The sequence below is a fragment of the Treponema sp. genome, from assembly GCF_051883275.1.
Lineage (GTDB): Bacteria > Spirochaetota > Spirochaetia > Treponematales > Treponemataceae > Treponema_D.
In genome coordinates, this window is sequence record NZ_JBJETK010000015.1 from 1 (window position 1) to 23,098 (window position 23,098).

The window sequence follows — 23,098 nt, forward strand, 5'->3', positions numbered from 1 at the left end:
CCGGAGATTTCCTCTGTTCTACAGGGCAGACACTGCTCTTCCTGCGCCTATAAAGCCTTCCTCTCCTCTCTCCTGCGCTAAGGCTCTTCCCAAACAGGAAAAGCCTTCTCTGCTGTCCATCCCTGTGATATTTGCCTTTCAAAAAGCTTGCGGCCTTCCGCCGCAGGTGGACATTACTATACACCGCATGCGCACTCTTGTCAACTCCCGGAACGCCTTTTTTTCAGTTTTTTTCGCTTTTTTTTGCACGGATAATGCACCCCAGGAAGCGCTTCTTATTAATCAGTTATAAATTTTCGATTCATTAGGCTTTTTAAGCAAGATATCGGACTTACAGTGAATAATTACATTCAGCAAAAACGCATTTTGATGGAAAAAACGAACTTCGCTTTACGAATAAGACGCTTGATGTAATTGCCCAAGAGTGCGGACTGGAAGAAGCAAATTATTTTATCCGTATGTTCAAGAAAATTGAAGGACTTACTCCAGGAGAATACAGAAAGAGATGGGGATTAAGGATTAAGAATTAAGAATTAAGAATTGAAAAATATCCGTCCCAAATTATGCAAAATTCTCAACCAAGACTATCCAAAATTATGCATTTACATTGAAAAAGAGCAGAAATTCAGCTATAATATAACCAAAGGTTCTTATGCTCAGAAGAAAAGCTTACGAAAATCTGCTTAAATGGAAAAATACAAAGAAAAATGAAACTTTATTGATAAAAGGTGCCCGCTCGTTGGCTTTGGAAAGGGATGTAAAAATAGCGTAACGATTCTATTCTAAAAAATTACATCGGTGCTATCTTGTTAAAATGTTCACCTGCTACAGCAAGATTCCATGCAGGATATGCTTCTTCTTCATGCAATGCAAGCCAGCCAACAACCATTTTCATTTGTCTGGCTGGTAATTTTCCTGCAAGAAGTTCACCGTCTATTCCAATGGCGGCTTTGTATTCTCCATAGTAAACATGAACATGAGGTTTATTATGTTCTTTATTATCTCTAAACAAAAGGTATATTATCATTCCTTAAAATCGGCTTAATTCTGGCATTGCTGTTTCCTATGCAATCTTTCTGCTGTGTATTTATAACTTTCTTCATAAAGGGTTGCCAGTGCTATGTCAATTTCACCATCCATCCAAGAAACAAAACCGTGCGTTACTTTTGCTGTCTGTCTGTTTGATTCTTCCGCCAATGGCAAAAACGCAGAACCTTTATTTAAAAGTGATGTAACGTCAAAAAGTCGTGTTTCCCCTGTCGAAAATAAAACAAGCATCATTCCATCTTCAAGAACTTTTATAGAAGAAACTTCAATTTCGGGAACTAATTCACCTGCACAACAAATCCCGTCTTTTATATACATTTTTATCCTCCATTTTCATTTCTTTTCGTATTCTAGTATTTAATCAACTTTTCGTACATTTTAAAAAGTTCTGCAACAATTTCACTTTCGGTAAGTTTTTTTTCTTGGGGTCATTTTTTGCCTGCGCAAAAAACCGGGCTTTCCGCAATTCCGTTTTCGCTCCATCCTCCTCGTCGCCTCCGGCTTCTGCGGTGGATCGCATCGCTTCGCAATGCGCTTGCTCCAATCCCTTGCCTGCTCGTTGGCTTTGGAACTAAACAAATCCTTTTTTTTTATTTATTCATGAATTTACAGGTTATATATCACCCGCTAAATATGAAGCCATTAAAAAATCATTTACTTTTGTTTGCCAGCCTTTTCCAAGACTTTTAAAATGATCTACAAGAATTGAATTGAATCTGATGGAAATCTGCTCTTTTTTTGCTTTAAAATATTCTGGATGCATAGGTTCAAATCCCGAAAAATCTGTAATTTCCGGAAATTCAGAAGTATCAATCTGACTATCAGAAACTGCATTTGCTTCACACTTTGCTAATAATTCTTCTAAGTCTTTCATAATAAGCCTTCCTTTCATTTGTAGTTGCATACCGTGCAGATATGATTCGTTTCTTTTCATTTCTTGGTGTGTACACAACCAGCGTCACTATCTGACGTTTTATTCGACCAATGACAATATATCTTGCTTCATCGATTGTAGAGTTTTTATCGTCATATTTTTCCAAGGCAAACGGATCATCAAAAACTTCAGCCGCTTCTTCAAATGATAATCCCTCATGTTTCTTAATATTTGAGGAAGCTTTATTCTCATTCCATTCTGTAGATTCGTTTTCCATATCTATAATGTATCACATTTTTGTATCACAAACAAGAATTTTATCTTATATCTTATAACGAAAGCATGCTGCAACAGTTCAAAGCGATTATTGGGGTCATTTTTTGCTGGCGCAAAAAACCGGGCTTTCCGCAATTCCGCTTGCGCTCCACCCTCCTCGTCGCCTTAGGCTCCTGCGGTGGATTGCATCGCTTTGCGATGCGCTTGCTCCAATCCCTTGCCCAGTATTGCGGCTGTTTTTTAGCTAATTGCCCAATTTACATCTTAAACAAATCACTATGGCTACCTGTACGGGAAAGTTCCAATATCAGTTCGTTATTATTGATTGAGTATATTAATAGCCAGTCTGGCTGTATATGACACTCTCGATGCTTTGACCAAACTCCTTTAAGCTGATGGTCTTTATATTTTTTAGGCAATGGTTCCTGTTTTAAAAGCATTTCAAGAACTTCAATAAAAAGTTTTTCATCTTTTCCGCATTTTAGTGCCAGTTTAAAGTCTTTCTTAAATTGATTTGAATAGCGCGGTTCAAGCATGCAGGGAATCCATAAGCTCTGAAACAGAATGATAAACAGGACTCAGATTTTTGCCTTCTTCCGTTTCCTTTAGGACTTTTGCGGTCAGTTCATTGGGAGTTTCATATCCGATTTCAAAAGGAATTCTTCTTTCTCGAATTACCTGCTTCAAAAAAACATTTATTGCGCTTGTCATAGAAAGTCCGAAGTCTTCAAAAAGTTCTTCAGCGGCCTTTTTTGTTTCTGCGCTTGTTCTAACATTTATTGTTGTCATTGTAGCCATAAATACCTCACATTTGATTTATAATATAATACAATGTAATGCAGATTGCAACAATTTTTAACAATCGGATTTGCTCAGAACTAACGTTCTTCGCTTGTTTCTCGTGAGCATCGTTAGATGCGAACAAATCCGTTTGTTATTTCTTTAACATTCTGTTGTTTTACACAGTTTCTCGTACATCTTGAACAGCTCTGCAACTATTTCGCTTTCGGTCATTTTTGGGAAGGTGTTGGAGTTTTCAGATTCTTTATGAATTCGTCAATATCGCTTAGAATGTAGTTTTTACCTTGCGTGTGTAGAATTTCGGCATTGTCGTCAAGATAAGAAAAAACGCCTTTTTCATCGAACATTTTTGAAATTTCAGCTGACGACTTGTTTTTTTCTGAAGCGTATTCTTCAATGCACCATGAAAGCCAGAAAGCTTTGTCCTCATCTGTCATTTTGTTTTTCTTCCTTCTCATTTTCGATTTTATACAAGTCATAGATGCCAACCCAGCCGTCGTGCCAAAGCTTGGTTGATTCATCTTCAAGAAGCTTTGCCGTATTCGAGCGGTAAAATTTTGCAACAGCTTTTGCAATCGGAAGATTTTCATTTTTTGCAATCTGTACGCTGATTTTTGAAACTTTGAAGGGAATAAAAAGATGAACATTTTTCTGCGTGATTTCTGGAATCATACAAAGACCTCCTTTTCAAAAGAAAGCAGTTTTAATGCTCTCTGGGTATGAAATGAAATTTGATTCACATAAAGCCATGTTTTTAACTCTTTTAGCTCATTTGCCTGGTGAGCTTTACGGATTTCCGGGGGGGGGTATTACAGTTTCGTCGTACAGGTTGAATGATTAAGGAATATTATGATGTTTTCAGCTTTCCGTGCTTTCTTCATACAGGCAATCAGGGCAGTAATCTATATCATTATTCCATGCAATGCTTCCGTATTCCACTCGGACTGTTTTAAAAAATTCTTTGTTGCGCAACGGCTTGTAGCAGGGTAAATCATATATTTTTTTTGCATCGAAATATTTTTCTTCATTGTTGTTAAATTTGATTTTTAAAATATAATTCGGCAAAGCTTCCACACTAACTGCACGTGGCAACAATGGTTTTCCATGAATTATTTTTTCCACAAAAGCCTCCTAAAACTATTGCAAAGGATTAATTTTAAAAATCTGTTCACCTTCTATTGCAAGTTTCCAGTTTGCCGTTAATTCATCTTGATGTAATAACGTCCATGCTTTTACAAGTGCAGCCTGCTTAGAAGGAAAATCACCGGCGATGATTTCTCCCTGCAAATCAAAAGCCGCTTCAAACTCATTATAATATGCATGAAAATGAGGCAAATGATGTTTGTCATTATCTTTCCAATTCATTTTAATCAAAATTCCATAAAACATTGATAATACCGGCATTTTCCATCACCTCCATATCTATAAATATAGCATGATTTTTATAAATTTTCATTCATTTACGCTTTTTGTGTGAGTTTCTCGTACATCTTGAATAACTCTGCAACACACTCGCTTTCGGTCATTTTAGTGTTGAATCCGTAGGCGGTCATTACGGCGCGGTCATTTGCCTGGTGAGCTTTGCGGAGTTCCGGGGGCATTACGGTTTCGTCGTAGAGGTCGGCAAGGGAGCTGTCCGGGTATTTGGCACGAGCATCCAGTATGGCTTGAGCAGTTTCTTTGATTTTTGTTTTTTGTTCTTCCGTTGGATTGCACCACGGGAAATTGTTGTAAACATTATCTTTTGTTATTCTATAGCGAGTTTCTAATCTTCCGCAAACAGATCGCATCCATGCCATAAAAATACTAGATGTGATTATTCCAAAATGCCATAGTTCAGCATTGGCAACAATTACAACAAGATTACTGGCAATTATATCAGGAGTTAAATAGCCAATGGGAACATAACTTCTTTTTTCAGACGAAGTTAATGGCATTATTAAATACGGTTTATCAAGAAAAGTTTCTACATGAAATCTAGTTGGTTTTTCAGCTAGTTTTCTTGTTCCTTCACTTTTGCTTGCAAGTCTGAAATTTTTTACATTTTGTATTCGCTTCAAACATTCTGGCATTTTCCTAAGTTCAGAAGGCGAACAATCACCTAGCCAAAGGCAATATCTAAAATATCCATTTATAAATTCGTCTGCACCAATCCATTTTCTAAAATATTTTTCTGAAGATGGTTCTTTTTTGATAAATTCTTTCATTTCCTCTTCTGTGAATAAATAATTACCATCATCAATAGGTTTATTTCCACTCCTTGCTTCAGGAACATTTTGTGATATAGGCTTGCTACAATTATCAATAAATATATTTTTATAATCAATTAGATATCCATTAATGTTTTCAGCTACTAATCTTTGAGAATCATTCAAATAAATTGTTTTGTTTTTGTTGTCTACATAGCTAAATCCAATAATCACGCAGTGAACGTGTGCTTTTTGTGTAGACTCGCTGTCCCATCGGAATGTTCTGTAGGCAAAATTAATTTTAATGCCCGAATCCATAAGAGGCTTCCACATTATTGCAACCTGTTCGCCTTGTGTAATGGAATTTGTTGATACTAAGGCTGATTGTATCTTTGTGTTTTTCATCAAATCCGCCGCTTTTTTGTACCAGCACGAAACATAATCAACATTCCCAATATTTTTTACACCTCCCCAAACAGAAAGTACATCTGACTTTTGGCTTTCGTTCATCAGCCTTGCTCCCACAAATGGAGGGTTTCCCATGATGTAGTCGTAATGATGTTCGCTTCCGTCTACATGGGTTGTGATTCCGGCAAAAAGTCCGTCGTCGGGTAAGATATTGTTGTCAATCGGCTTGAGAGTTGTCCAATCTATACGAAGGGCGTTACCTTCCACAATAGAGGCATTTGTTTTGAGCGGAAGAAAATCAATTTCCTGGCTGATGATTTTTTCGGTTTCGGCTATCATCTGGCTTTCGGCAATCCATAAGGCAGTTTTGGCAACTGTTACGGCGAAGTCATTTATTTCGATTCCGTAGAACTGGCTGATTTTTACCTTTATGAACTCGTCAAATCCAAGAACTGTTTCGCCGTTGAACAGAGAGGAAATAACTTTGTTTTCAAGACGGCGGAGGCTCAAAAACGCTTCGGTCAGAAAATTTCCGCTTCCACAGGCAGGGTCAAGAAATGTAAGTTTTCCAAGTTTTTCTTGGAATTCCAAAAGTTTTAAATCGCGATTTTTTTTCTGTGTGATTTTCTGGATTGATTCAAATTCAGCATTAAGAGAATCCATAAAAAGCGGATCGATTACTTTGTGGATATTTTCAACACTAGTGTAGTGCATACCGCCGCTTCGTCTTGTTTCGGGGTTCAGGGTGCTCTCAAAAACTGCACCGAAAATTGTCGGGCTTATTTCTGACCAGTCAAAACCTGCACAGTCGTTTACAAGAACATCTACAATTTCCTGCGTAAAATTCGGGATTTCAATTTTTTCGTCTTTAAAAAGTCCGCCGTTTACATAAGGGAACGGCTTTATAGTTTCATCGTATTTGTCGCGGTCTTTTAGTTCTGTGTCCAAAGCCTTAAAAAGGTCTATAAGTCCTTTGCGTACATTCTGAATATTGAAAGATTTTATATAGTCTTCAAAACTTGTACGCGTGGCAAAAAGTCCTGCATCTTCTGCATACAGACAGAATACAAGGCGAACGCATAAAATGTTCAGGCTTCTAAGGCTTTCCGCCGTCGGCTCGACATATTCTGTTACAAGCGCATTGTACAGTTTTTTTACAAGTTCTCCTGCCTTAATGCTGATTTCTTCTTCGCGCCTGATTTTTTCGTTCGTGCGGTCTGCAAGAAATTCAAGGCGGTAATATTCTTTTTCAAGATTTTCAAGTTTGAGAATTTCCGGCTCGTCTTCCGGGCGGTTCATATCGTGAATGCGGATTTCTGCAAAATTTGAAACGACAATCCACCGCGGACGCAAATCGTATGGAAGTTCCGAAGCATATCTTTTTGCCTGTTGGTATGGAGTAAGCATTGTACCATCGGACTGTGTATAAGATTTTTCAAGGTCGATGTCAATGGATTTCTGCTCAATAAGGACTTTTGTTTCAGGGATATAACCGTCGATGAAACTTGTATGAGAAAGTTTTACCCGTTTTTCAAATTCAATATACGAAGCTGCCTGAGGAATGTTCAGGACATCACCTAAAAGACCTATCCAAAACCGCTGGGTTTCCTGCTTTTCGTCACCTCGTCCTTTCCAATCTTCACTGAATTTCTTTGCCGCTTTCTGCTGTTCTGCCTGTGTCATAAGAATTATTTTAGCATAAAATTTGTTTTTTCTGCCATAACTTAACTTTGTAATTATTCTCCCGCCTATAGAAAAAATCTATAACCCCCTATAGAAATTTAGTATTTGAATAGAATCTTAAAAAACATTATACCTAGCAAACAGATAGGTAATAAGTTGTAACAAACAAAATTGGAGGTGTCAGTTGAAAACCAAAGTTCACAATATAAATATAGAGCGGAATACAAATACAAACATAAAAAATATTGTAAAAAAACTTCTTCCTCTGGCAGGCGTAATAATTGCGCTTTTAGTGCAGGTTCTTGTTCCAGACAGTTCATCGCATCCTGTGGCAAAACGTCCTTATTACACAGCTTTTTTAACAGCGTTGCCGGCAATTCCGTTTATCGCCTTTGTTTTGTCATTTTTCTTCCATAAAATATCTGAATATCTTGAACGCAAAGGACATTTCTGGCTTGGAGCTGCCCTTGTAGTTACGGCAATAAATTTTATAACAGCAAAATTCGCGCTTCTTCCAGTGATTTTTTTTCCGTCGTTTGACAATATTCTGGCTATTTTTGTGGAATCGTGGCAGCTTGTGCTCAAGTGTATTTTTTACTCGTTCAAGCTTTTGATTTTCGGAGTGTTCTGGGGAGTGCTTGCCGGTTTTGTTCCAAGCCGTTCACTTGGCAAGAAAACTTTTGAGGCAGCAGCGCGCCAGCTTCAAGTTGCAGGAATCTTAAAACCAGAAACAGACATCGCAAGATTTGTCGAAACAGGCTACATAGAACTTCCGGGCGTTCCAGACGGCTAACTCTATGATTCTGAAAAAGGTGAATACATAGAAATTACGGAACCGCGTGCATAATAAACGCACAAAGTGCAAAACACCGCAGTTAATTCAAGCCTTGTATTTTCAAACTGCGGTGCATGTATTTTTGAAAACTTTATATTGTAGATGGAGAAAAAAATGTCAAAAGAATTAAAACCAAACTTACAGCCAATTATTTTTGCAGCAGTCACTGCAGTTCTCGGAATCCTCGTTGCCGTTGCACCGCAGACTTTTGCTTCTGTGTGCAAAGTTACGGGAAAACCGATGAAGTGTTTTTGGACAGCACGTGCAGAAATTTTTCTTGGAATTTCTATTGCAGTTTTCGCTGCCTTGCAAATTTTATTTGCCTTAAAAAATTTGAACACTCAGGCAAACATTGCGCTTAATCTTGCAATCGCCGTAAATGCCATAGGCGTTATCCTTGTTCCGTCGGCATTAATCGGAGTATGCGCAAAACCTATGATGCACTGCCATTCAGTTACAAAACCGTTTTTGATTGTTGCAGCAATCCTGATTATTCTTATCGCTGCATTGCAGACAGCATTAGCTTTAGTTCAGCGTTCAAATAAAACTGGAGAGTAACTGATGAAAAAACTTTCTTCGCTTTCAATTGCACTTTCAAACCTTTCGTATAAAATAAACCGTACTTTTTCGATGCTTCTTTTAACTTCGCTTTGTGCAGCGTCTGTTTTTGCGTGCGCCGTTCTTTCTTTCGGACTTAAAAACGGAATAAGCACAGTCCAAAAAAGGCTCGGAGCAGATTTAATGATTGTGCCGGAGGGAGCTGAACAGAAAATGCAGTCAGTCCTTATTTCCGGCGAACCGAATTATTTTTATATGGAAAAAGAAATTGCAGAAAAAATCAGTCAAATTGAAGGCGTAGAAAAAGTTACGTCCCGCTTTTATCTTACAAGCGTAAGCGAAGATTGCTGTGATTTTCCAGTTCAGATTGTAGGATTTGAACCGGAAACAGATTTTGTAATTTCTCCGTGGATAGAAGAATCCTTTCCTCCAGATTCAAAAAAAATCACGGAAGAATTTTATAAAGAAGGATGCGTCGTAACCGGAACCAATGTACTTACGCAAAAAGACGGCGTACGTTTTTTTGGTAAAACGCATCCTGTTTCAGGCAGACTTTCTAAAAGCGGCGCAGGAATTGATAATGCAGTATTTGTAAGCATGAACACGTTAAAAGAAATTTATGACGATGCAAAAGGACGAGGCTTTGGTTTTATTTCTGATGGAGAAGCCGGTTCAAAAGTCAGTGCAGTTTTTGTCAGGCTTTCAGAAGGAGCAAAGGCAGACAGCACCTCAGTAAAAATTACCTCCCGGATTCCGAACGTCAGCGTAGTAAAGCGAGATGCCGTTTTTTCTGAAATTTCATCTAGCCTTGATTCCGTTTTTTTTATACTCAAAATTCTTGCAGCTTCTGTCACGCTTTTTACAGTCATTTCGCTTGCGATAATTTTTCCGCTTGCAGTTTCTTCAAGAACAGCTGAATTTTCAATTTTAAGAATCTTAGGGGCAGCTCATAAAAAATGTGCAAAAATTCTTTTGTGCGAAGCGCTTTTTATAAGCGTTGCAGGAGGACTTTCTGGAATTGCCCTTGCGTGCCTTCTTGTTTTTCCATTCTGCACGGCAATTGATTCAGCGCTGTCAGTACCGCTTGTTTTTCCGCCGCCTGCAATTCTCTTTTTGACAGGTTGTGCCGTCATTCTGGCAGTCATTTTAGCAGTCCTGCTTTCTGCATTAAAAAGCATTATTGCAGTTTCAAAACTTGAACCATACAGCGCAATGAAACAAGGCTGAATTATTTTTTTGCGGAGTTAAAATGAATATAGAACTTAAAGACATTTCAAAAACTTTCTGGCAGAACGGAATCGAACGCACCGTCCTGAAAGATGTATCATTAAAATTACAGCAGGGAAAAATCATTGCACTTACTGGTGTTTCAGGGGCTGGAAAAAGCACGCTCCTTTCAATTGCAGCAGGAATTCAAAAGCCGTCTTTAGGAAGCGTTTTCTGGAACAAAACAGATATTGCAGGATTTTCTGATGATGAAATTTCAAAACTCAGAAACAAAAACATCGGTTTTGTTTCGCAGGAATACAGCCTGATTCCATCGCTGAATGTTCTTGACAATGTCCGCCTTCCGTTTTTTTTAACAGACAGTTCAAAATCGGATGCACGTCAGACAATTTTACGTGCCAGAGAACTTCTTGTTCAGCTTGGACTTGAAAAACTATCCGAAAGTTTTCCGGGAACTCTTTCTGGCGGAGAAAACCGCCGTGCAGTAATTGCCCGCGCACTGATGAACGACCCGGAGATTATAATCGCTGACGAGCCGTCTTCTAATCTTGACTGTGAACAGGCAGATAAAATCAACCAGGTTTTCAGGACACTTGCACAAAACGGAAAAGCCGTTCTTATTGCCACCCACGACGAAAAAGCCGCTGCTTCCTGCGATGAACATTATGTGCTTGAAGGTGGAAAATTGCGGTAGAAAGATACTGTAACGGACAGCTTGAAGTATCTCATTTTTGACAAACCTAAAGAATCGTAGTAATATATTGGTGCTGACAGATTCAAAATATGTCAGCATCTTTTCCTTACCGTACAGAAAAAAAATCTATTATAACTAAGTGTACGGTTTCACCTAACTAGATTTTCTAAATACTCTACCTACATTGACTGCATACTCTAACTAGAGTATACTCCCTCTCACTGACAGTTTTCAGTTCATGGAATAGCAATGTTTCAGTTCGTGGAATAGTAATGTTTCGGTTCGTAAGATAGTATGTTATGTTTCGTAAACTGTTATGTTACAGCCTGTAAATCGGCATGACAACATAAGTCATCCCGAACTTGATTCGGGATCTGGTAGAACAAAATGAACGATAAAGCACATGTCATTCCGACCCCCGCACATGTCATTCCGAACTTGTTTCGGAATCTCACTGACAGGTCTTTAAAACCGTCAATGGGATGCTGAAACGAGTTCAGCATGACATGAATAGATGCTGAAACGAGTTCAGCATGACAACATAAGTGTCATTCCGAACTTGATTCGGAATCTCACTTATGGGTCTTTACAACCGTCTGTGGGATGCTGAAATAAATTCAGCATGATATGAATAGATGCTGAAACGAGTTCAGCATGACAACATAAGTCATCCCGAACTATGACAACATAAGTCATCCTAAACGCAAAAATATTTGTCATCCCGAACTTGATTCGGGATCTGGGAGAACAAAATGAACGATAAAGCATATGTTTATTTTATGACAAATAAAACAAATTCAGTGTTATATATCGGTGTAACAACTAATTTGAAAAAAAGAGTAAGTCAGCATAAAAGACATGAATACGAAGGATTTACAGATAAATATAAGTGTAGCAAGCTTGTATACTTTGAAGAATGTAATGATATAAAAGCGGCAATCGTAAGAGAAAAACAGTTAAAAAATTGGCATCGGGACTGGAAAAACAGCCTTGTAAATCAAGTCAATAAGGAATGGAAAGACTTGTACGAAAGTGAATAGATGCTGAAACAACTTCAGCATGACAAGAGCTGGGATGCTGAAACGAGTTCAGCATGACAACATAAGTGTCATTCCGAACTTGATTCGGAATCTCACTCATAGGTCTTTACAACCGTCAATGGGATGCTGATGCCCCAGGCACGTGAGTGCCGCGTTAAATAATTTCCTTAAGGCAAACGCCCTTGTGGCGTAAACGAGTTCAGCATGACAGGGGCTTTTTATTCAGCATGAATCGAAAATCTAATTTTTTTGGAGAGCAAAATATGCCAAGAAAGAAGCAAAGCATACTTTCAATAGAGGAACATAAAACTCCTGTAGATGTTGTAGTTCGCGACAGTAACCTTCCTGCACCAGATGGAAAAGTACATCAATACGGTTCAATAGTGCATAGAAAGGCAACAGTACGCTCAATTCTTGCTGAAATGGAACGTAATTCTCAAGCCTTTGTAAGCAAGGAAACTATGTTTTACATAGCAGAAGAACTTAGCCGGCGTATGATGGAAAAATTCAAGAGGGGCTATTCTGTGGAACTTTTGGACTTTGGTACGATTTTTCCTACCATTAAGGGCAGCATATCTGAAACTGATACGCCAGGAAAGATTAAAAAACAGTTTGATGTCGGCTTTACGCCTTCAGAAAACGCCCGGGATGCACTAAAAAATCTTACTGTTCACACAGTACGCCGTCCGTCCGTTCAGCACATTATTTTTTTCATAGTTAATATTTTTAAACCGGAAGAAAAAAATCTGCTAAAACCAGGCTGCATTGCAAGAATGACCGGAAAGGCAATAAAACTTGGCGGAGAAAAAAGCGGAATTTATGCAGCGGCCGTTACGGAAGATTGGAACGGAAAACTTCCCGCCCGCGAAAACTGGATTCAGATGAATTATGTAACGCAGAACAAACCTTCAACGCTGGAATTTTATGCAGAAGGTCTTTCGCAAGGCTTTTATGTGTTTATTGTAGAAACATCTTTAAGTGCAGGCGGCAAGGAATTAAAAAACAGCGTCATCATCCACTCTAATGTGGTGCAGGTATTGGAGTAAATGGGAGGTTTTAAACTTGAATACGTCTGGTCAAGGCACATTCGCCTTCGGCTCATTCAAGGTCTTGACTCAGCCGTTTTAAGGGTTTGTTTTAACCCCTTAATAATCTATAGAAAATTTTATTCTTCTATAGACATTTTTTTGTGCTATAATTAATGGTATCTTTGGAAATTGTAATTTTTAGAGATGCCTTTAAGTAAAAAATTAAGGATTCAAAAACAATGATTACAGGTGAAATTAAATTCCTGCGGCAATGCAAATCAGGTGAACGGCAAGCGCGGCAACCCAGGCGACAAAACACTGCCAGAAGACAACTGCTGCTGCCCATTTGCGCCCGAGCTCGCGTTTGATTGAAGCAATCGCTGCTATACACGGTGTATACATTAAAGAGAATACGAGCATTGATGCAGCACCGGAAGTTGTCAGTGCAGATGTGATTCCGTCTGCAAAAAGAATTTCCATTGCAGAAACGACGCTTTCTTTTGCCATCACGCCGCTTATGAGCGAAGTTACAATCCGCCAGTCGCCGAGCCCGACAGGTTTTAAAACAGGCGCAATCAGTCCTGCGATGTGAGCGAGAATGCTGTTTGAAGAATCTTCTACGATGTTCAGATGAAAGTCAAAAGTCTGCAAAAACCATACGACCATCGTTGCAAGCAAAATTACGCTGAATGCCCTTGTCAAAAAATCTTTTGCTTTTTCCCATAAGAGCTGAGCAACATTTTTTGCACCGGGAATTCTGTAATTCGGTAATTCCATTACAAAAGGAACTGCCTCGCCTTTGAACAGAGTGTTTTTAAAAAGCAGCGTAATCAAAATGCCGGTTACGATTCCAAGAAGATAAAGTCCTATCATAATCAGCGCGCCGTGCTTTGGGAAAAATGCGTTTACGAAGAAAGCGTAAATCGGAAGTTTTGCCGTGCAGCTCATAAACGGCGTAAGAAGGATTGTCATTTTTCTGTCGCGGCTTGACGGCAAAGTTCTCGTTGACATTACGGCAGGAACTGTACAGCCAAATCCGATTAGCATAGGAACAATGCTCCGTCCTGAAAGCCCTGTCTTTCTCAAGAGCTTGTCCATAAAAAAAGCAACCCGGGCAATGTATCCGCTGTCCTCCATAAGTGACAGAAAGAAAAACAAAGTGACGACAATCGGAAGAAAACTCAAGACACTTCCGACACCGCTGAAAATTCCGTCGATGACAAGACTGTGGATTACGGAGTTTACGCCGGCAGAAGTCAGCCAGACGTCAACAAGAGAAGTCAGTGCATTTATTCCGTTTTTTAAAAGTTCCTGCAAAAAACTTCCGATGACGTTGAACGTAAGGTAAAAGACAAGGCCCATAATTCCGATGAAGCATGGAATTGCAGTCCACTTGCCTGTAAGAACGCGGTCAATTTTTTCTGAACGGATACGCTCGCGGCTTTCTTTTGGTTTTACGACAGTCTGTTCGCAGACACGTTCGATAAAGTCAAAGCGCATATCTGCAACGGCGGCGCTCCTGTCCATTCCGCTTTCGTTTTCCATCTGGATTACGACGTGTTCGAGCATATCTTTTTCGTTTTTGTCGAGTGCGAGCTGTTCAAGGATTAGATGGTCGCCTTCGATTGCTTTGCTTGCGGCAAAACGCAGTGGAATGTCTGCGCGTTCGGCATGGTCTTCGATGATTGATTCGACTGCGTGATGTGCCCTGTGAATTGCACCGCCGTGATCGTCTTTAAGACAGAAATCCTGCTTTAAAGGACGTTCCTGATATTTTGCAATGTGAACTGCGTGTTTGATAAGTTCATCTACGCCTTCATTTTTAACGGCAGAAATCGGAATGACAGGAACTCCGAGCAAGGCTTCAATTTCGTTTATGTCGATTGAGCCGTTATTGCCTGTAAGTTCGTCCATCATATTAAGCGCAACGACCATTGGAATGTCTGTTTCCAGAAGCTGCATTGTCAGGTACAGGTTGCGCTCGATGTTTGTGGCGTCGACTATGTTGATGATTGCGTGCGGTTTTTCGTTGAGGACAAAATTGCGCGATACGATTTCTTCGTTTGTGTACGGCGACATTGAGTAAATGCCCGGCAAATCTGTTACGAGCGTATTCGGAAAGCCTTTTATCTGACCGTCTTTTCTGTCAACCGTCACTCCCGGAAAATTTCCGACGTGCTGGTTTGCGCCTGTAAGTTTATTGAACAGTGTCGTCTTGCCGCAGTTTTGATTTCCTACAAGGGCAAAGCGCAGAACTGTATTTTCAGGCAGGGGATTTTCGTGGTCGGGACTGTGGTATTTTCCTGCTTCGCCAAGTCCGGGGTGTTCCGAGTGCGAAATTTTTTGAATGTGTACGTGACTGTTGGAACGTTTTTCAATCGGTTCAATCGTAATCTGCTCGGCATCGGCAAGACGTAAAGTCAGTTCGTAGCCGTGAATTTCAAGTTCTACAGGGTCGCCCATCGGAGCAAATTTTACGACCGTTACTTCTGCACCGGGAATTACTCCCATATCAAGAAAGTGCTGTCTTAAAGCGCCCTTGCCTCCGACAGCAGTGATTTTTGCAGTTTCGCCTACAGACAATTCTTTTAAATTCATAAAGCCCTCGTTGAATAATTGAAAATACTGTCTGTCAATTTTATAAAATTGTCAATATGTGTGAGTAAATCATATCACGCTATCAGAACTGTTATGAGGCTGTGAATCAAATGTTTATAGCAAAAAAAAACTTTCCTCCGAAGCGTACAATATGATTGTTCAAGTCTATTGCGTTGCGTCAGGGAGGAAAGTAAATGTCAAATATAAGAGATTTGCTGAGCCATATAAAATGGTTGTTAAAAGTTTACATCGAAATATAAAAGAAAGGCAATATATGGTCAGTACAGAGACAGCATTTGGACTTAAGTCTCGGCTTGAGTCCCTTAGCCTTATAGGTTAAGAGCAAACCACCTGTTTGTGATTTTTATAAATAATTAGCGTAACACTGAAAAATCCTCAGGTAGGATTTTTTCAGTGTTTCCTTAGATATGAAAAATCATGATTATTTTTTGCAATTTCATCGGAAAATTTGAAGATTTGTAGTGAAAACTATGGCTGTAAGTGATAAAATGATTACAGGAGGATTGATAAAGAGGGTTAGTCCTACAAATGGCAATTTGTTTGACTAAAACACTGCGTTTTCAGGCGGGCTGAAAACGCTAGATGCAGTGTGGTTTTAAAATCTAGTTTTGAATATAAAAATCCACTTTTTTTTCTTGATTCTCTTCCCAAAAAACATTTGCAGTTTTCACGCAATCAAGAAAAATGCTTTTTTCTTTCGGATTGTCTTCTAATAAAATTTTATCAAAATCTCTAATTAAAACTTTTATAGAATTAGAATGTATCCAATCCAAATCCTGAAGACAGTCATCAAGAGCATTCCAATTATTTCCGAAATAATTTGGAAAGTATAATATCTTTGCTATTTCGGAAAATAAATCATTTCTTGTTTGCATATTCTTTCCTTCAAGGATAAATAAATTTGTTGAATTTATTTTTATAATATTTTAAACTTCTGTTGTATTTATAAATTTCAACATATTTTACTCCATTCGTGTAAATGTTTTGTAATGGTCTGTTGTTTTCCATGCAGATTTCTTTCAGTCGTTCTCCTACTTCTTCGGTAAACACTTTTCTTCTATACTTCGCTGGAAACACCAGATGATATAACAACATTGTTTTATTATGATTCTTGTATATATGCTTATCATCCATTCTTTTATTATATCATCTTTTCGACGCAAGCGTCGGGGAATTAGACGCTCGGTAGATTAAATTTTCATCACCCATAAAAATATTTTATAATAGGTCAAGTAAAAAACAAGAAAATAGTTTGCTATAAGAATATTAACTTTTTCTCAAGAGATTTTAGCAGTTGTAGATTAACTTAAAAACTTGTGCTAGATTTATTCCATGGGTGATTTCTTTTTTCAAAATATGCCTTGGCTCTGGCTTTTTTTCACAATAATTTTTCTTGTTATCGAAGCCTTCACTTTGTCGCTCACAACAATCTGGGCAGCGATTTCTTCACTTGCTTTGATTTTTATTTCAATGGCAAGAATTGATATAAAATGGCAGATTCTGATTTTTATGGTTTTCACAATAATTCTACTTGTTTCCACCCGCTCATTCGTCCTGAAAAAACTCAATCCACACAACGGCGTAAATGCAGTGAATTCCATCGTTGGTCAGGAAGTGACAATCACGCGCAAAATTGAAGATTCAAAAAAGTACGAAGGAAAAACACAGAACGGAGTAACCTGGACTGTCGTTGCTGATTCGCCTGAAGAACTGAACACAAACGACATCTGTATAATAGAAGAAATTTCAGGAAACACACTGAAGGTTTCTTTGAAAAAATAAAGCTATATGAGGTTTAAAAAAATCAATCAGCATTGGAGGTAGTATGAATATCACTATTTTAGCTTTCATTTTGCTTGTCATCATTGTTCTGGTGATTGCAAACATTGTAATTGTTCCCCAGTCAAAGGCTTTTGTCATTGAGCGTCTGGGAGCGTATCAGAAAACACTTGAAGTCGGGCTTCATGTAAAAATGCCGTTTATCGACAGGGTTGCAAAAAGAATGAGCCTGAAGGAAAAAGTTTCGGACTTTCCGCCGCAGCCAGTAATCACAAAAGACAACGTTACTATGCAGATTGACACTGTTGTCTACTGCCAGATAACTGACCCAAAGCTTTATGCCTACGGAGTTGAAAATCCGATGAGCGCGCTGGAAACACTCACGGCAACAACCCTCAGAAATATCATCGGTGAGCTTGAGCTTGACGAAACTTTGACGAGCCGCGATGTAATCAATTCAAAAATGCGCTCAATTCTTGACGAGGCAACCGATCCGTGGGGAATAAAAGTCACACGCGTTGAAGTAAAGAACATCGAGCCGCCGCAGGCAATCCGCGAGGCAATGGAAAAACAGATGCGCGCTGAACGTGAACGCCGCGAGCAGATTCTGATTGCAGAAGGCCACAAGCAGGCGGAAATTCTTGAAGCCGAAGGAAGAAAACAGGCAATGATTCTTCAGGCAGAGGCAGAAAAGGAAGCCGCAATCCAAAAGGCAACTGGAGAAGCACAGGCAATAAAAGTAGTTCAGGAAGCAAAAGCCAGCGGACTTGCAATGCTGCGCGAAGCAAAAATCGACGAAGCCACTCTCAGACTCCGGAGCCTTGAAGCACTTGAAAGAGTCGGAGACGGAAAATCCACAAAAATTATAATCCCATCTGAAATCCAGTCACTGACAGGAATTTTGTCTTCTATAAAAGAAACCCTGCGCTAAAAAAAATCCCACGGAAAACCAAAATTTTCCGTGGCTTCATATCACAAAAAAAATCGCAATAAAAAAGCATACCCCAACATACGTCAGGATATGCTTATTAAAACACTTGAATCAATTTTTCTCTAGCTGCGGTAGAAATTAATCAGGCAGCCTGCAAGAATGATTTTGCGTTCGTCATCGGTAAGATCTCCGGTAGAAAGCTCGAATTCCGTAACGGTGCCGTCCGCCTTAACTGCATAGGCTTTTACGGATGCAAGTTTTTCTTCTACCATCTTCTTTACGTCCGGGATAAATACGTAGTCGCCGTTTGCAAACGGAAGGTTTTTGTCTCCGTCTTTGTACAGGAACGGCAGCATTCCCCAGTTGATGAGGTTTGAACGGTAGCGTTTTGTTGCGTATTCGTTTGCAATGTTCGCCCAGCCGCCAAGCACTTTCTGGCAGGAAGCAGCCTGTTCGCGTGCTGAACCGTCGCCCGGTTTTACTGCAAAAATCGTTGAGCCGAGTCCGGCTTTCTGAACGCGTCCTGCAAATTCAGGCTTTGCGCTTTCCAAAATCTGTGCGGTTTTCTTCACTTCTTCCGTTACTTCAGCCGTTCTGTCGCGGACTGCCTTTGCCTTTCCTACGTATGCAGGGTCTTTGCGGCTGAGCGTAAATTCCGCAAGTCCAAGCGGATTTGAGCGGAACGAAGAAGTTTCTCCTGACGGAATAAGCTCGTCTGTTGTCGTTACCGGATCGTGGATTTCGGAAACGACTTTCAGAAGCATATCGTCCGTAAGCGCAGACATTTCCGGCCAGTCCTTGATGTTAGGGCCGAACTGAATTTGTACTTCCGGGTGTGCAACGCCTTTTGAATCGTAAACGCGCTTTTCGTAAATTGTCTTGTCAAAGAAATATTTTTTGCCGCTGAATTCCGTGTCGAATTCCGTAGCCGCAGTAAGAAATCCCTTGTTTGCGGCTGTTGCGGCGATTGAGCGCGCATCCATAAGCGCAACGGAAGAAAGCTGACCGTTCTGGATTTTTGAACCTTCGCGGTTCGGGAAGTTGCGTGTTGAGTGGCGGATAGAAAGCGCGCCGTTTGCCGGAGTGTCGCCTGCGCCAAAGCACGGACCGCAGAATGCCGTCTTGATGATTGCGCCTGCGTCAACAAGCGAAGCGAATGCGCCGTTTTTCATAAGTTCCATATAAACCGGCATTGAAGCAGGGTAGACGTTCAGAAGGAATTTTCCGTTTCCTGTGTCTTTTCCTTTAAGGATGTCAGCCGCCGCGCAGATGTTTTCAAAACCGCCGCCTGCACATCCGGCAATTACGCCCTGATCAACGTAAAGTTTTCCGTCGATGATTTTGTTTTTAAGCGAGAACTGAACTTTATCCCCGAAGCTGACTTTTGCGCGTTTTTCCGTTTCTTCAAGAAGGTCGGAAAGGTTTGCGTTCAGCTCGTCGATGGTGTATGCGCAGGACGGGTGGAACGGAAGCGCAATCATCGGGCGGATTTCTGAAAGGTCGATTTCAATTGCGCCGTCGTACCAGGCATTTTCCGCAGGAGTGAGTTCTGCATAGTCGCCTTCGCGTCCGTGGATTGCGTAGAATTCGCGGATTTTTTCGTCAGTCGCCCAGATTGAAGAAAGACAGGTTGTTTCCGTCGTCATAACGTCAACGCCGATACGGAAATCTGCCGAAAGATTTTTTATTCCCGGACCTACAAATTCCATCACCTTGTTCTTAACGTAGCCGTTGTTGAAAACTTCTTTGATTATTGCAAGCGCAACGTCCTGAGGTCCTACGCCCGGAACAGGAGAACCTGTGAGGTATACGGCAATTACGCCGGGCATATTCACGTCATAAGTTTTTCCCAAAAGCTGCTTTGCAAGTTCTCCGCCGCCTTCGCCGATTGCCATTGTACCGAGCGCGCCGTAACGAGTATGGCTGTCAGAACCTAAAATCATATCGCCGCATTTTGCAAGCATTTCGCGCGCAAACTGGTGGATTACAGCCTGATGCGGAGGAACGTAAATTCCGCCGTATTTCTGCGCGCAGGTAAGACCGAACATATGGTCGTCCTCGTTGATTGTTCCGCCGACTGCGCAAAGTGAGTTGTGGCAGTTTGTAAGAACGTACGGAATAGGGAATTTTTCAAGCCCGGAAGCACGGGCCGTCTGGATAATTCCGACATACGTAATATCGTGTGAAGTGATTTTGTCAAATTTGATTTTCAGTTTTGAAGCGTCCGCAGATGTGTTGTGTTTCTGCATAATGCGGTATGCAATTGTGTTTTTTGCACAGTCAGCCGCATTTGCTCCGTGCACAGATTCAACTAATTTTCCGTTAGAAAGGAAAGCGCCCTTTTCCCAAAGTTTCATAGAGTCCTCGCTTTTAAGAATAGAATATAGGGGAAACTCTAAAAAATCATCAAACATAAGTTTTTAGAGTTTCCCTTTACATTATCATAAACTATATATTTTCTCAACGATTGTAAAAAAAGGAAATCGCCGGAACAAACACAGAGCCAAAAAATTCCATAAAGTACTTTTTATGCTATTTAAAAACCGCGCTCATCCATATATCAATAAACCGCTGTGTAAGCTCGGAACAGTCGCTCCAATACCGCGGCTCGGATTTTTTCAGAATGGAAGACTCTATGCAGCCCCACAAGCCAGAAATAAAAACATTGATATCGCGCTCGGGATTGTCAGAGTATGCGATTCCCTCGGAAATACATTCCTCCAAAAAAGAGGCGGCGGTTCTGTTTGCCTGATAATAGTCCGAAAAAATTTCACCTGAAGCTTCAATGTCCGATTCAGTTTTTGAAAAAAGAAGCACGGCTCTGCGCGGATGGGCAAGACACCAGTCCCTGAAAACAGAAGCGGCATTCAAAATCTTTTCCCGTGGCGAAAGATTTTCTGAAGCCTTTAAAATAAGCGAATTCAGTTCCGCAATACTGTCCCGTGATATCGCCTGGAAAACCGAAGTCTTGTCCTTAAAATAATGATAGATATTCGCCGCAGTAATATTGCACTTTGCCGCAATATCGCGCATTCCGATTTCCGCAGGATCTTTTTTCATCAGCAGCGCAAGTGTATTCTCCTTTATCTGCGCAACAATTTCGGCATTGGGATTTCTCATAGACAGTTCCGTATATTTTTTTTAGCGAAGCGAAATAACCGCCTCAAGCGCCATTCGGCACTTCCTCAATATTAAACAAAGTTCAAAAAAAACTTCAATACCCTTTCAAAGTCCGCCGCATTTTTACGACATTGAATTTTCAAAAAAACTATGATATACTACATTTATTATGGCAAAACCAAAAACAGAATTCGCTGTAAACCAGAAAATCGTTTACCCGAGCCAAGGTGTTGGAAAAATCACTGAAATTTTCAAAAAAGATTTCAACAACGAGCCGACATTTTACTACAAGATTTATCTTGAAGTTTCAGATATGAATGTGATGGTTCCAGTTTCAAAAGCAAAGGATTTAGGAATACGCGCCATCGTTTCAAAGGAAGAAGCAAAGGCCGCCCTGAATTCAATCAGCGAGGATTTTGAGCCTCCGACTTCAGACTGGAAACTCCGCTATCAAATGAATCTTGACCTTCTGAAAAAAGGAACAATATCCGATATCGCAGCTATTGTGCGCTGTCTTTATCACCGCTCCAAAGTCAAGGAGCTGCCGATTCTTGAGCGCAAGCTTTATGACAACGCAAAAAAACTTCTTGAGGACGAAATCGCAGAAGCTCTTGGAATTTCCGACAAGGAAGTGGAAGCCATGCTGCACGAAAAACTTGAGCCGCTCGGACTTAGGATAGAAAAAAAGCCTGCGTTCACTGACGAAGATGAAGACGAGGACGAATACGAAGAAGACAGCTCATCTTCTGAAAAAGACTCCGACGATTTCAGCAGCGAGGATGATGACTAGCAATTCACTTGTCATAGCCGCCGCTGGTTCTTCCAGCAGAATGGGGCTTGGCACAAAAAAAGAATATCTGCCTTTAAAAAACGGAACGGTTCTTTCGGAATCGCTCCGTGCTTTTCTTGAAGCCGCTGATTTTTCAGAAATTGTAATTTCAGTTCCTCCGAACGGAATACAGGAAGCAAAGGCGGCAGTGTTTTCCGACAGCAGAATAAAGGATTTATTAAAAGATTCCCGGCTGATTTTTTCTGAAGGCGGAAAGACAAGGCAGGAATCAGTATTCAAGGCACTTTGCAAAATCAGCGACCAGAATTCAACTGTGCTCATCCATGACGGAGCCAGGCCCTTTGTTTCAGCCAAAATAATACAGGACGTGCTGAAGACCGCGCATGAATCAGGAGCAGCTGTTCCGGCAATTCCGCCTGTTGACACTCAAAAGGAAATTTCCCCCGACGGAACAATCAAGCGGCATCTTGTAAGAAAAAATATCGGGGCCGTACAGACACCGCAGGGATTTCATCTGGCTCCGCTGATTTTGTGCCACCAGAAAGCCGCCGAAAAAAAATACGAATGTACAGACGACTCAGAGCTTTGGGATTCATTTCCTGAATTCACAGAAGGAAAAAAAGTCCGCGTTGTTGCAGGCTGTGAAAAAAACAAAAAAATAACATTTTTACAGGACATTGAAAAGGAAAAAGAAATGATCCGCATTGGAATGGGAACAGACTTGCACTGTCTTGCCGAGGGCAGGAAATTTTTTTTGGGCGGAGTTGAAATTCCCTGCGAAAAAGGCGAGCTTGGAAATTCTGACGGAGATGTTCTTCTTCATGCAGTGAGCGACGCACTTTTGGGAGCTTCCTGCCTGGGGGACATCGGCTCTTATTTTCCGCCGGAAGATCCAAAATGGAAAGACAGCGATTCCGCCGTGCTTCTGAAAAAAATATGGAATGACGTGCGTTCAGCCGGATGGAATCTTGTAAACATGGACTGCGTGGTGGAAACAGAAAGCCCCAAGCTTCTTCCATGGAGAGAAAAAATAATAAATTCCATTGCGCAAATTCTTGAAACAGATTCCGCCAAAATATTTGTAAAAGCAAAGACAAATGAAAAGCAGGATTCTGTAGGAGCCGGAAACGCAATAAAAGCATACTGTGTCTGCCTGCTGCAAAAATAGCAAAAAGAAAAACCCTGTTTCAAAGCCCGCC

General features: G+C 40.4%; 26 protein-coding genes and 1 pseudogene. 11 read left to right on the plus strand and 16 right to left on the minus strand.

The features are described 5' to 3' along the window. Positions 1-389 precede the first annotated feature (389 nt). Positions 390-530, plus strand: a pseudogene (locus ACI4L0_RS01975) (helix-turn-helix domain-containing protein); the annotation flags it as partial. Positions 531-790: 260 nt separating this feature from the next. On the opposite strand, the gene ACI4L0_RS01980 reads toward ACI4L0_RS01975, so the two are convergent. The 11 genes from ACI4L0_RS01980 to ACI4L0_RS02030 all read right to left on the minus strand — a co-directional run bounded on the left by ACI4L0_RS01980 (position 791) and on the right by ACI4L0_RS02030 (position 7,278). After that, a complete protein-coding gene (locus tag ACI4L0_RS01980; RefSeq protein WP_439798487.1) occupies positions 791-1,027 on the minus strand; it encodes a DUF4160 domain-containing protein in 237 nt (78 codons plus the stop codon). A 14-nt stretch (positions 1,028-1,041) separates the two neighbouring features. Then, positions 1,042-1,365 carry a DUF2442 domain-containing protein gene (locus tag ACI4L0_RS01985; protein WP_439798488.1) on the minus strand — a complete coding sequence of 108 codons (324 nt, stop codon included), beginning with the start codon at positions 1,363-1,365 and terminating at the stop codon, positions 1,042-1,044. A 295-nt stretch (positions 1,366-1,660) separates the two neighbouring features. Continuing rightward, positions 1,661-1,921, minus strand: a complete 261-nt coding sequence (locus ACI4L0_RS01990; protein WP_439798489.1) for a BrnA antitoxin family protein — start codon at positions 1,919-1,921, stop codon at positions 1,661-1,663. Further along, positions 1,887-2,198, minus strand: coding sequence for a BrnT family toxin (locus ACI4L0_RS01995; RefSeq protein WP_439798490.1), 312 nt, complete (start codon positions 2,196-2,198; stop codon positions 1,887-1,889). The genes ACI4L0_RS01990 and ACI4L0_RS01995 overlap by 35 nt, the downstream gene beginning before the upstream one ends. Before the next feature lie 256 nt (positions 2,199-2,454). After that, positions 2,455-2,733, minus strand: a complete 279-nt coding sequence (locus ACI4L0_RS02000; protein WP_439798491.1) for a type II toxin-antitoxin system YafQ family toxin — start codon at positions 2,731-2,733, stop codon at positions 2,455-2,457. Then, positions 2,726-2,995 (minus strand): type II toxin-antitoxin system RelB/DinJ family antitoxin, encoded by a 270-nt coding sequence (locus ACI4L0_RS02005; protein ID WP_439798492.1) that lies wholly within the window; start codon positions 2,993-2,995, stop codon positions 2,726-2,728. Before ACI4L0_RS02005 ends, ACI4L0_RS02000 begins: the two co-directional genes overlap by 8 nt. A 212-nt stretch (positions 2,996-3,207) precedes the next feature. Continuing rightward, positions 3,208-3,435, minus strand: coding sequence for a DUF3791 domain-containing protein (locus ACI4L0_RS02010; protein WP_439798493.1), 228 nt, complete (start codon positions 3,433-3,435; stop codon positions 3,208-3,210). Continuing rightward, positions 3,425-3,670: a hypothetical protein gene (locus ACI4L0_RS02015; RefSeq protein WP_439798494.1), complete on the minus strand. Its 246-nt coding sequence runs from the start codon at positions 3,668-3,670 to the stop codon at positions 3,425-3,427. Before ACI4L0_RS02015 ends, ACI4L0_RS02010 begins: the two co-directional genes overlap by 11 nt. A gap of 186 nt (positions 3,671-3,856) precedes the next feature. After that, on the minus strand, positions 3,857-4,120 hold the full coding sequence (locus ACI4L0_RS02020) for a DUF2442 domain-containing protein (protein WP_439798495.1): 264 nt from the start codon (positions 4,118-4,120) through the stop codon (positions 3,857-3,859). A 15-nt stretch (positions 4,121-4,135) separates the two neighbouring features. After that, on the minus strand, positions 4,136-4,402 hold the full coding sequence (locus tag ACI4L0_RS02025; protein ID WP_439798496.1) for a DUF4160 domain-containing protein: 267 nt from the start codon (positions 4,400-4,402) through the stop codon (positions 4,136-4,138). A gap of 56 nt (positions 4,403-4,458) precedes the next feature. Beyond that, positions 4,459-7,278, minus strand: coding sequence for a DNA methyltransferase (locus tag ACI4L0_RS02030; RefSeq protein ID WP_439798497.1), 2,820 nt, complete (start codon positions 7,276-7,278; stop codon positions 4,459-4,461). A 184-nt stretch (positions 7,279-7,462) separates the two neighbouring features. Here ACI4L0_RS02030 and ACI4L0_RS02035 point away from each other — a divergent pair, with 184 nt between their 5' ends. The 6 genes from ACI4L0_RS02035 (at position 7,463) to ACI4L0_RS02060 (ending at position 12,678) form a co-directional block, all read left to right on the plus strand. Further along, entirely contained in the window at positions 7,463-8,071 is a 609-nt protein-coding gene (locus ACI4L0_RS02035) for a hypothetical protein (protein ID WP_439798498.1), read from the plus strand. Positions 8,072-8,227: 156 nt separating this feature from the next. Next, complete coding sequence (locus tag ACI4L0_RS02040; RefSeq protein WP_439798499.1) at positions 8,228-8,671, plus strand: DUF4418 family protein; 444 nt, start codon at positions 8,228-8,230, stop codon at positions 8,669-8,671. Positions 8,672-8,674: 3 nt separating this feature from the next. Continuing rightward, a complete protein-coding gene (locus tag ACI4L0_RS02045; RefSeq protein ID WP_439798500.1) occupies positions 8,675-9,898 on the plus strand; it encodes an ABC transporter permease in 1,224 nt (407 codons plus the stop codon). A gap of 22 nt (positions 9,899-9,920) precedes the next feature. Then, the gene (locus ACI4L0_RS02050) at positions 9,921-10,592 is read left to right on the plus strand and encodes an ABC transporter ATP-binding protein (RefSeq protein ID WP_439798501.1); all 672 of its coding nucleotides are present in this window, start codon (positions 9,921-9,923) and stop codon (positions 10,590-10,592) included. A gap of 752 nt (positions 10,593-11,344) precedes the next feature. Continuing rightward, positions 11,345-11,632: a GIY-YIG nuclease family protein gene (locus tag ACI4L0_RS02055; RefSeq protein WP_439798502.1), complete on the plus strand. Its 288-nt coding sequence runs from the start codon at positions 11,345-11,347 to the stop codon at positions 11,630-11,632. Positions 11,633-11,895: 263 nt separating this feature from the next. After that, positions 11,896-12,678: a DUF4469 domain-containing protein gene (locus ACI4L0_RS02060; RefSeq protein ID WP_439798503.1), complete on the plus strand. Its 783-nt coding sequence runs from the start codon at positions 11,896-11,898 to the stop codon at positions 12,676-12,678. 237 nt (positions 12,679-12,915) lie between these two features. On the opposite strand, the gene feoB is transcribed toward ACI4L0_RS02060, so the two are convergent. The 3 genes from feoB to ACI4L0_RS02075 form a co-directional block, all read right to left on the minus strand. Next, positions 12,916-15,258 carry a ferrous iron transport protein B gene (feoB, locus tag ACI4L0_RS02065; RefSeq protein ID WP_439798504.1) on the minus strand — a complete coding sequence of 781 codons (2,343 nt, stop codon included), beginning with the start codon at positions 15,256-15,258 and terminating at the stop codon, positions 12,916-12,918. Between the two features lie 623 nt (positions 15,259-15,881). After that, complete coding sequence (locus tag ACI4L0_RS02070; RefSeq protein ID WP_439798505.1) at positions 15,882-16,154, minus strand: barstar family protein; 273 nt, start codon at positions 16,152-16,154, stop codon at positions 15,882-15,884. 10 nt (positions 16,155-16,164) lie between these two features. Further along, positions 16,165-16,413: a transposase gene (locus tag ACI4L0_RS02075; RefSeq protein ID WP_439798506.1), complete on the minus strand. Its 249-nt coding sequence runs from the start codon at positions 16,411-16,413 to the stop codon at positions 16,165-16,167. A gap of 198 nt (positions 16,414-16,611) precedes the next feature. On the opposite strand from ACI4L0_RS02075, the gene ACI4L0_RS02080 reads away from it, so the two are divergent. Both ACI4L0_RS02080 and ACI4L0_RS02085 read left to right on the plus strand, forming a co-directional pair. After that, positions 16,612-17,061, plus strand: a complete 450-nt coding sequence (locus ACI4L0_RS02080) for an NfeD family protein (protein ID WP_439798507.1) — start codon at positions 16,612-16,614, stop codon at positions 17,059-17,061. A 43-nt stretch (positions 17,062-17,104) separates the two neighbouring features. Beyond that, positions 17,105-17,989, plus strand: coding sequence for an SPFH domain-containing protein (locus ACI4L0_RS02085; RefSeq protein WP_439798508.1), 885 nt, complete (start codon positions 17,105-17,107; stop codon positions 17,987-17,989). Between the two features lie 122 nt (positions 17,990-18,111). Here the strand turns inward: ACI4L0_RS02085 and ACI4L0_RS02090 are convergent, their stop codons facing one another. Both ACI4L0_RS02090 and ACI4L0_RS02095 read right to left on the minus strand, forming a co-directional pair. Then, complete coding sequence (locus ACI4L0_RS02090; protein ID WP_439798509.1) at positions 18,112-20,346, minus strand: hydratase; 2,235 nt, start codon at positions 20,344-20,346, stop codon at positions 18,112-18,114. 175 nt (positions 20,347-20,521) lie between these two features. Beyond that, positions 20,522-21,109: a TetR/AcrR family transcriptional regulator gene (locus tag ACI4L0_RS02095; protein ID WP_439798510.1), complete on the minus strand. Its 588-nt coding sequence runs from the start codon at positions 21,107-21,109 to the stop codon at positions 20,522-20,524. Positions 21,110-21,278: 169 nt separating this feature from the next. Between ACI4L0_RS02095 and ACI4L0_RS02100 the strand changes: the two genes are divergently transcribed. Then, the gene (locus ACI4L0_RS02100; protein WP_439798511.1) at positions 21,279-21,899 is read left to right on the plus strand and encodes a CarD family transcriptional regulator; all 621 of its coding nucleotides are present in this window, start codon (positions 21,279-21,281) and stop codon (positions 21,897-21,899) included. Next, the gene (gene ispD, locus ACI4L0_RS02105; protein ID WP_439798512.1) at positions 21,892-23,067 is read left to right on the plus strand and encodes a 2-C-methyl-D-erythritol 4-phosphate cytidylyltransferase; all 1,176 of its coding nucleotides are present in this window, start codon (positions 21,892-21,894) and stop codon (positions 23,065-23,067) included. The genes ACI4L0_RS02100 and ispD overlap by 8 nt, the downstream gene beginning before the upstream one ends. Positions 23,068-23,098: the final 31 nt, after the last annotated feature.

Bases quoted from the DNA above. Each gene is read 5' to 3' on its own strand.
- ACI4L0_RS01980 (WP_439798487.1), bottom strand. From the start codon at position 1,027: ATGATAATATACCTTTTGTTTAGAGATAATAAAGAACATAATAAACCT.
- ACI4L0_RS01985 (WP_439798488.1), bottom strand. From the start codon at position 1,365: ATGTATATAAAAGACGGGATTTGTTGTGCAGGTGAATTAGTTCCCGAA.
- ACI4L0_RS01990 (WP_439798489.1), bottom strand. From the start codon at position 1,921: ATGAAAGACTTAGAAGAATTATTAGCAAAGTGTGAAGCAAATGCAGTT.
- ACI4L0_RS01995 (WP_439798490.1), bottom strand. From the start codon at position 2,198: ATGGAAAACGAATCTACAGAATGGAATGAGAATAAAGCTTCCTCAAAT.
- ACI4L0_RS02000 (WP_439798491.1), bottom strand. From the start codon at position 2,733: ATGCTTGAACCGCGCTATTCAAATCAATTTAAGAAAGACTTTAAACTG.
- ACI4L0_RS02005 (WP_439798492.1), bottom strand. From the start codon at position 2,995: ATGGCTACAATGACAACAATAAATGTTAGAACAAGCGCAGAAACAAAA.
- ACI4L0_RS02010 (WP_439798493.1), bottom strand. From the start codon at position 3,435: ATGACAGATGAGGACAAAGCTTTCTGGCTTTCATGGTGCATTGAAGAA.
- ACI4L0_RS02015 (WP_439798494.1), bottom strand. From the start codon at position 3,670: ATGATTCCAGAAATCACGCAGAAAAATGTTCATCTTTTTATTCCCTTC.
- ACI4L0_RS02025 (WP_439798496.1), bottom strand. From the start codon at position 4,402: ATGCCGGTATTATCAATGTTTTATGGAATTTTGATTAAAATGAATTGG.
- ACI4L0_RS02030 (WP_439798497.1), bottom strand. From the start codon at position 7,278: ATGACACAGGCAGAACAGCAGAAAGCGGCAAAGAAATTCAGTGAAGAT.
- ACI4L0_RS02040 (WP_439798499.1), top strand. From the start codon at position 8,228: ATGTCAAAAGAATTAAAACCAAACTTACAGCCAATTATTTTTGCAGCA.
- ACI4L0_RS02045 (WP_439798500.1), top strand. From the start codon at position 8,675: ATGAAAAAACTTTCTTCGCTTTCAATTGCACTTTCAAACCTTTCGTAT.
- ACI4L0_RS02050 (WP_439798501.1), top strand. From the start codon at position 9,921: ATGAATATAGAACTTAAAGACATTTCAAAAACTTTCTGGCAGAACGGA.
- ACI4L0_RS02055 (WP_439798502.1), top strand. From the start codon at position 11,345: ATGAACGATAAAGCATATGTTTATTTTATGACAAATAAAACAAATTCA.
- ACI4L0_RS02060 (WP_439798503.1), top strand. From the start codon at position 11,896: ATGCCAAGAAAGAAGCAAAGCATACTTTCAATAGAGGAACATAAAACT.
- feoB (WP_439798504.1), bottom strand. From the start codon at position 15,258: ATGAATTTAAAAGAATTGTCTGTAGGCGAAACTGCAAAAATCACTGCT.
- ACI4L0_RS02070 (WP_439798505.1), bottom strand. From the start codon at position 16,154: ATGCAAACAAGAAATGATTTATTTTCCGAAATAGCAAAGATATTATAC.
- ACI4L0_RS02075 (WP_439798506.1), bottom strand. From the start codon at position 16,413: ATGGATGATAAGCATATATACAAGAATCATAATAAAACAATGTTGTTA.
- ACI4L0_RS02080 (WP_439798507.1), top strand. From the start codon at position 16,612: ATGGGTGATTTCTTTTTTCAAAATATGCCTTGGCTCTGGCTTTTTTTC.
- ACI4L0_RS02085 (WP_439798508.1), top strand. From the start codon at position 17,105: ATGAATATCACTATTTTAGCTTTCATTTTGCTTGTCATCATTGTTCTG.
- ACI4L0_RS02090 (WP_439798509.1), bottom strand. From the start codon at position 20,346: ATGAAACTTTGGGAAAAGGGCGCTTTCCTTTCTAACGGAAAATTAGTT.
- ACI4L0_RS02095 (WP_439798510.1), bottom strand. From the start codon at position 21,109: ATGAGAAATCCCAATGCCGAAATTGTTGCGCAGATAAAGGAGAATACA.
- ACI4L0_RS02100 (WP_439798511.1), top strand. From the start codon at position 21,279: ATGGCAAAACCAAAAACAGAATTCGCTGTAAACCAGAAAATCGTTTAC.
- ispD (WP_439798512.1), top strand. From the start codon at position 21,892: ATGACTAGCAATTCACTTGTCATAGCCGCCGCTGGTTCTTCCAGCAGA.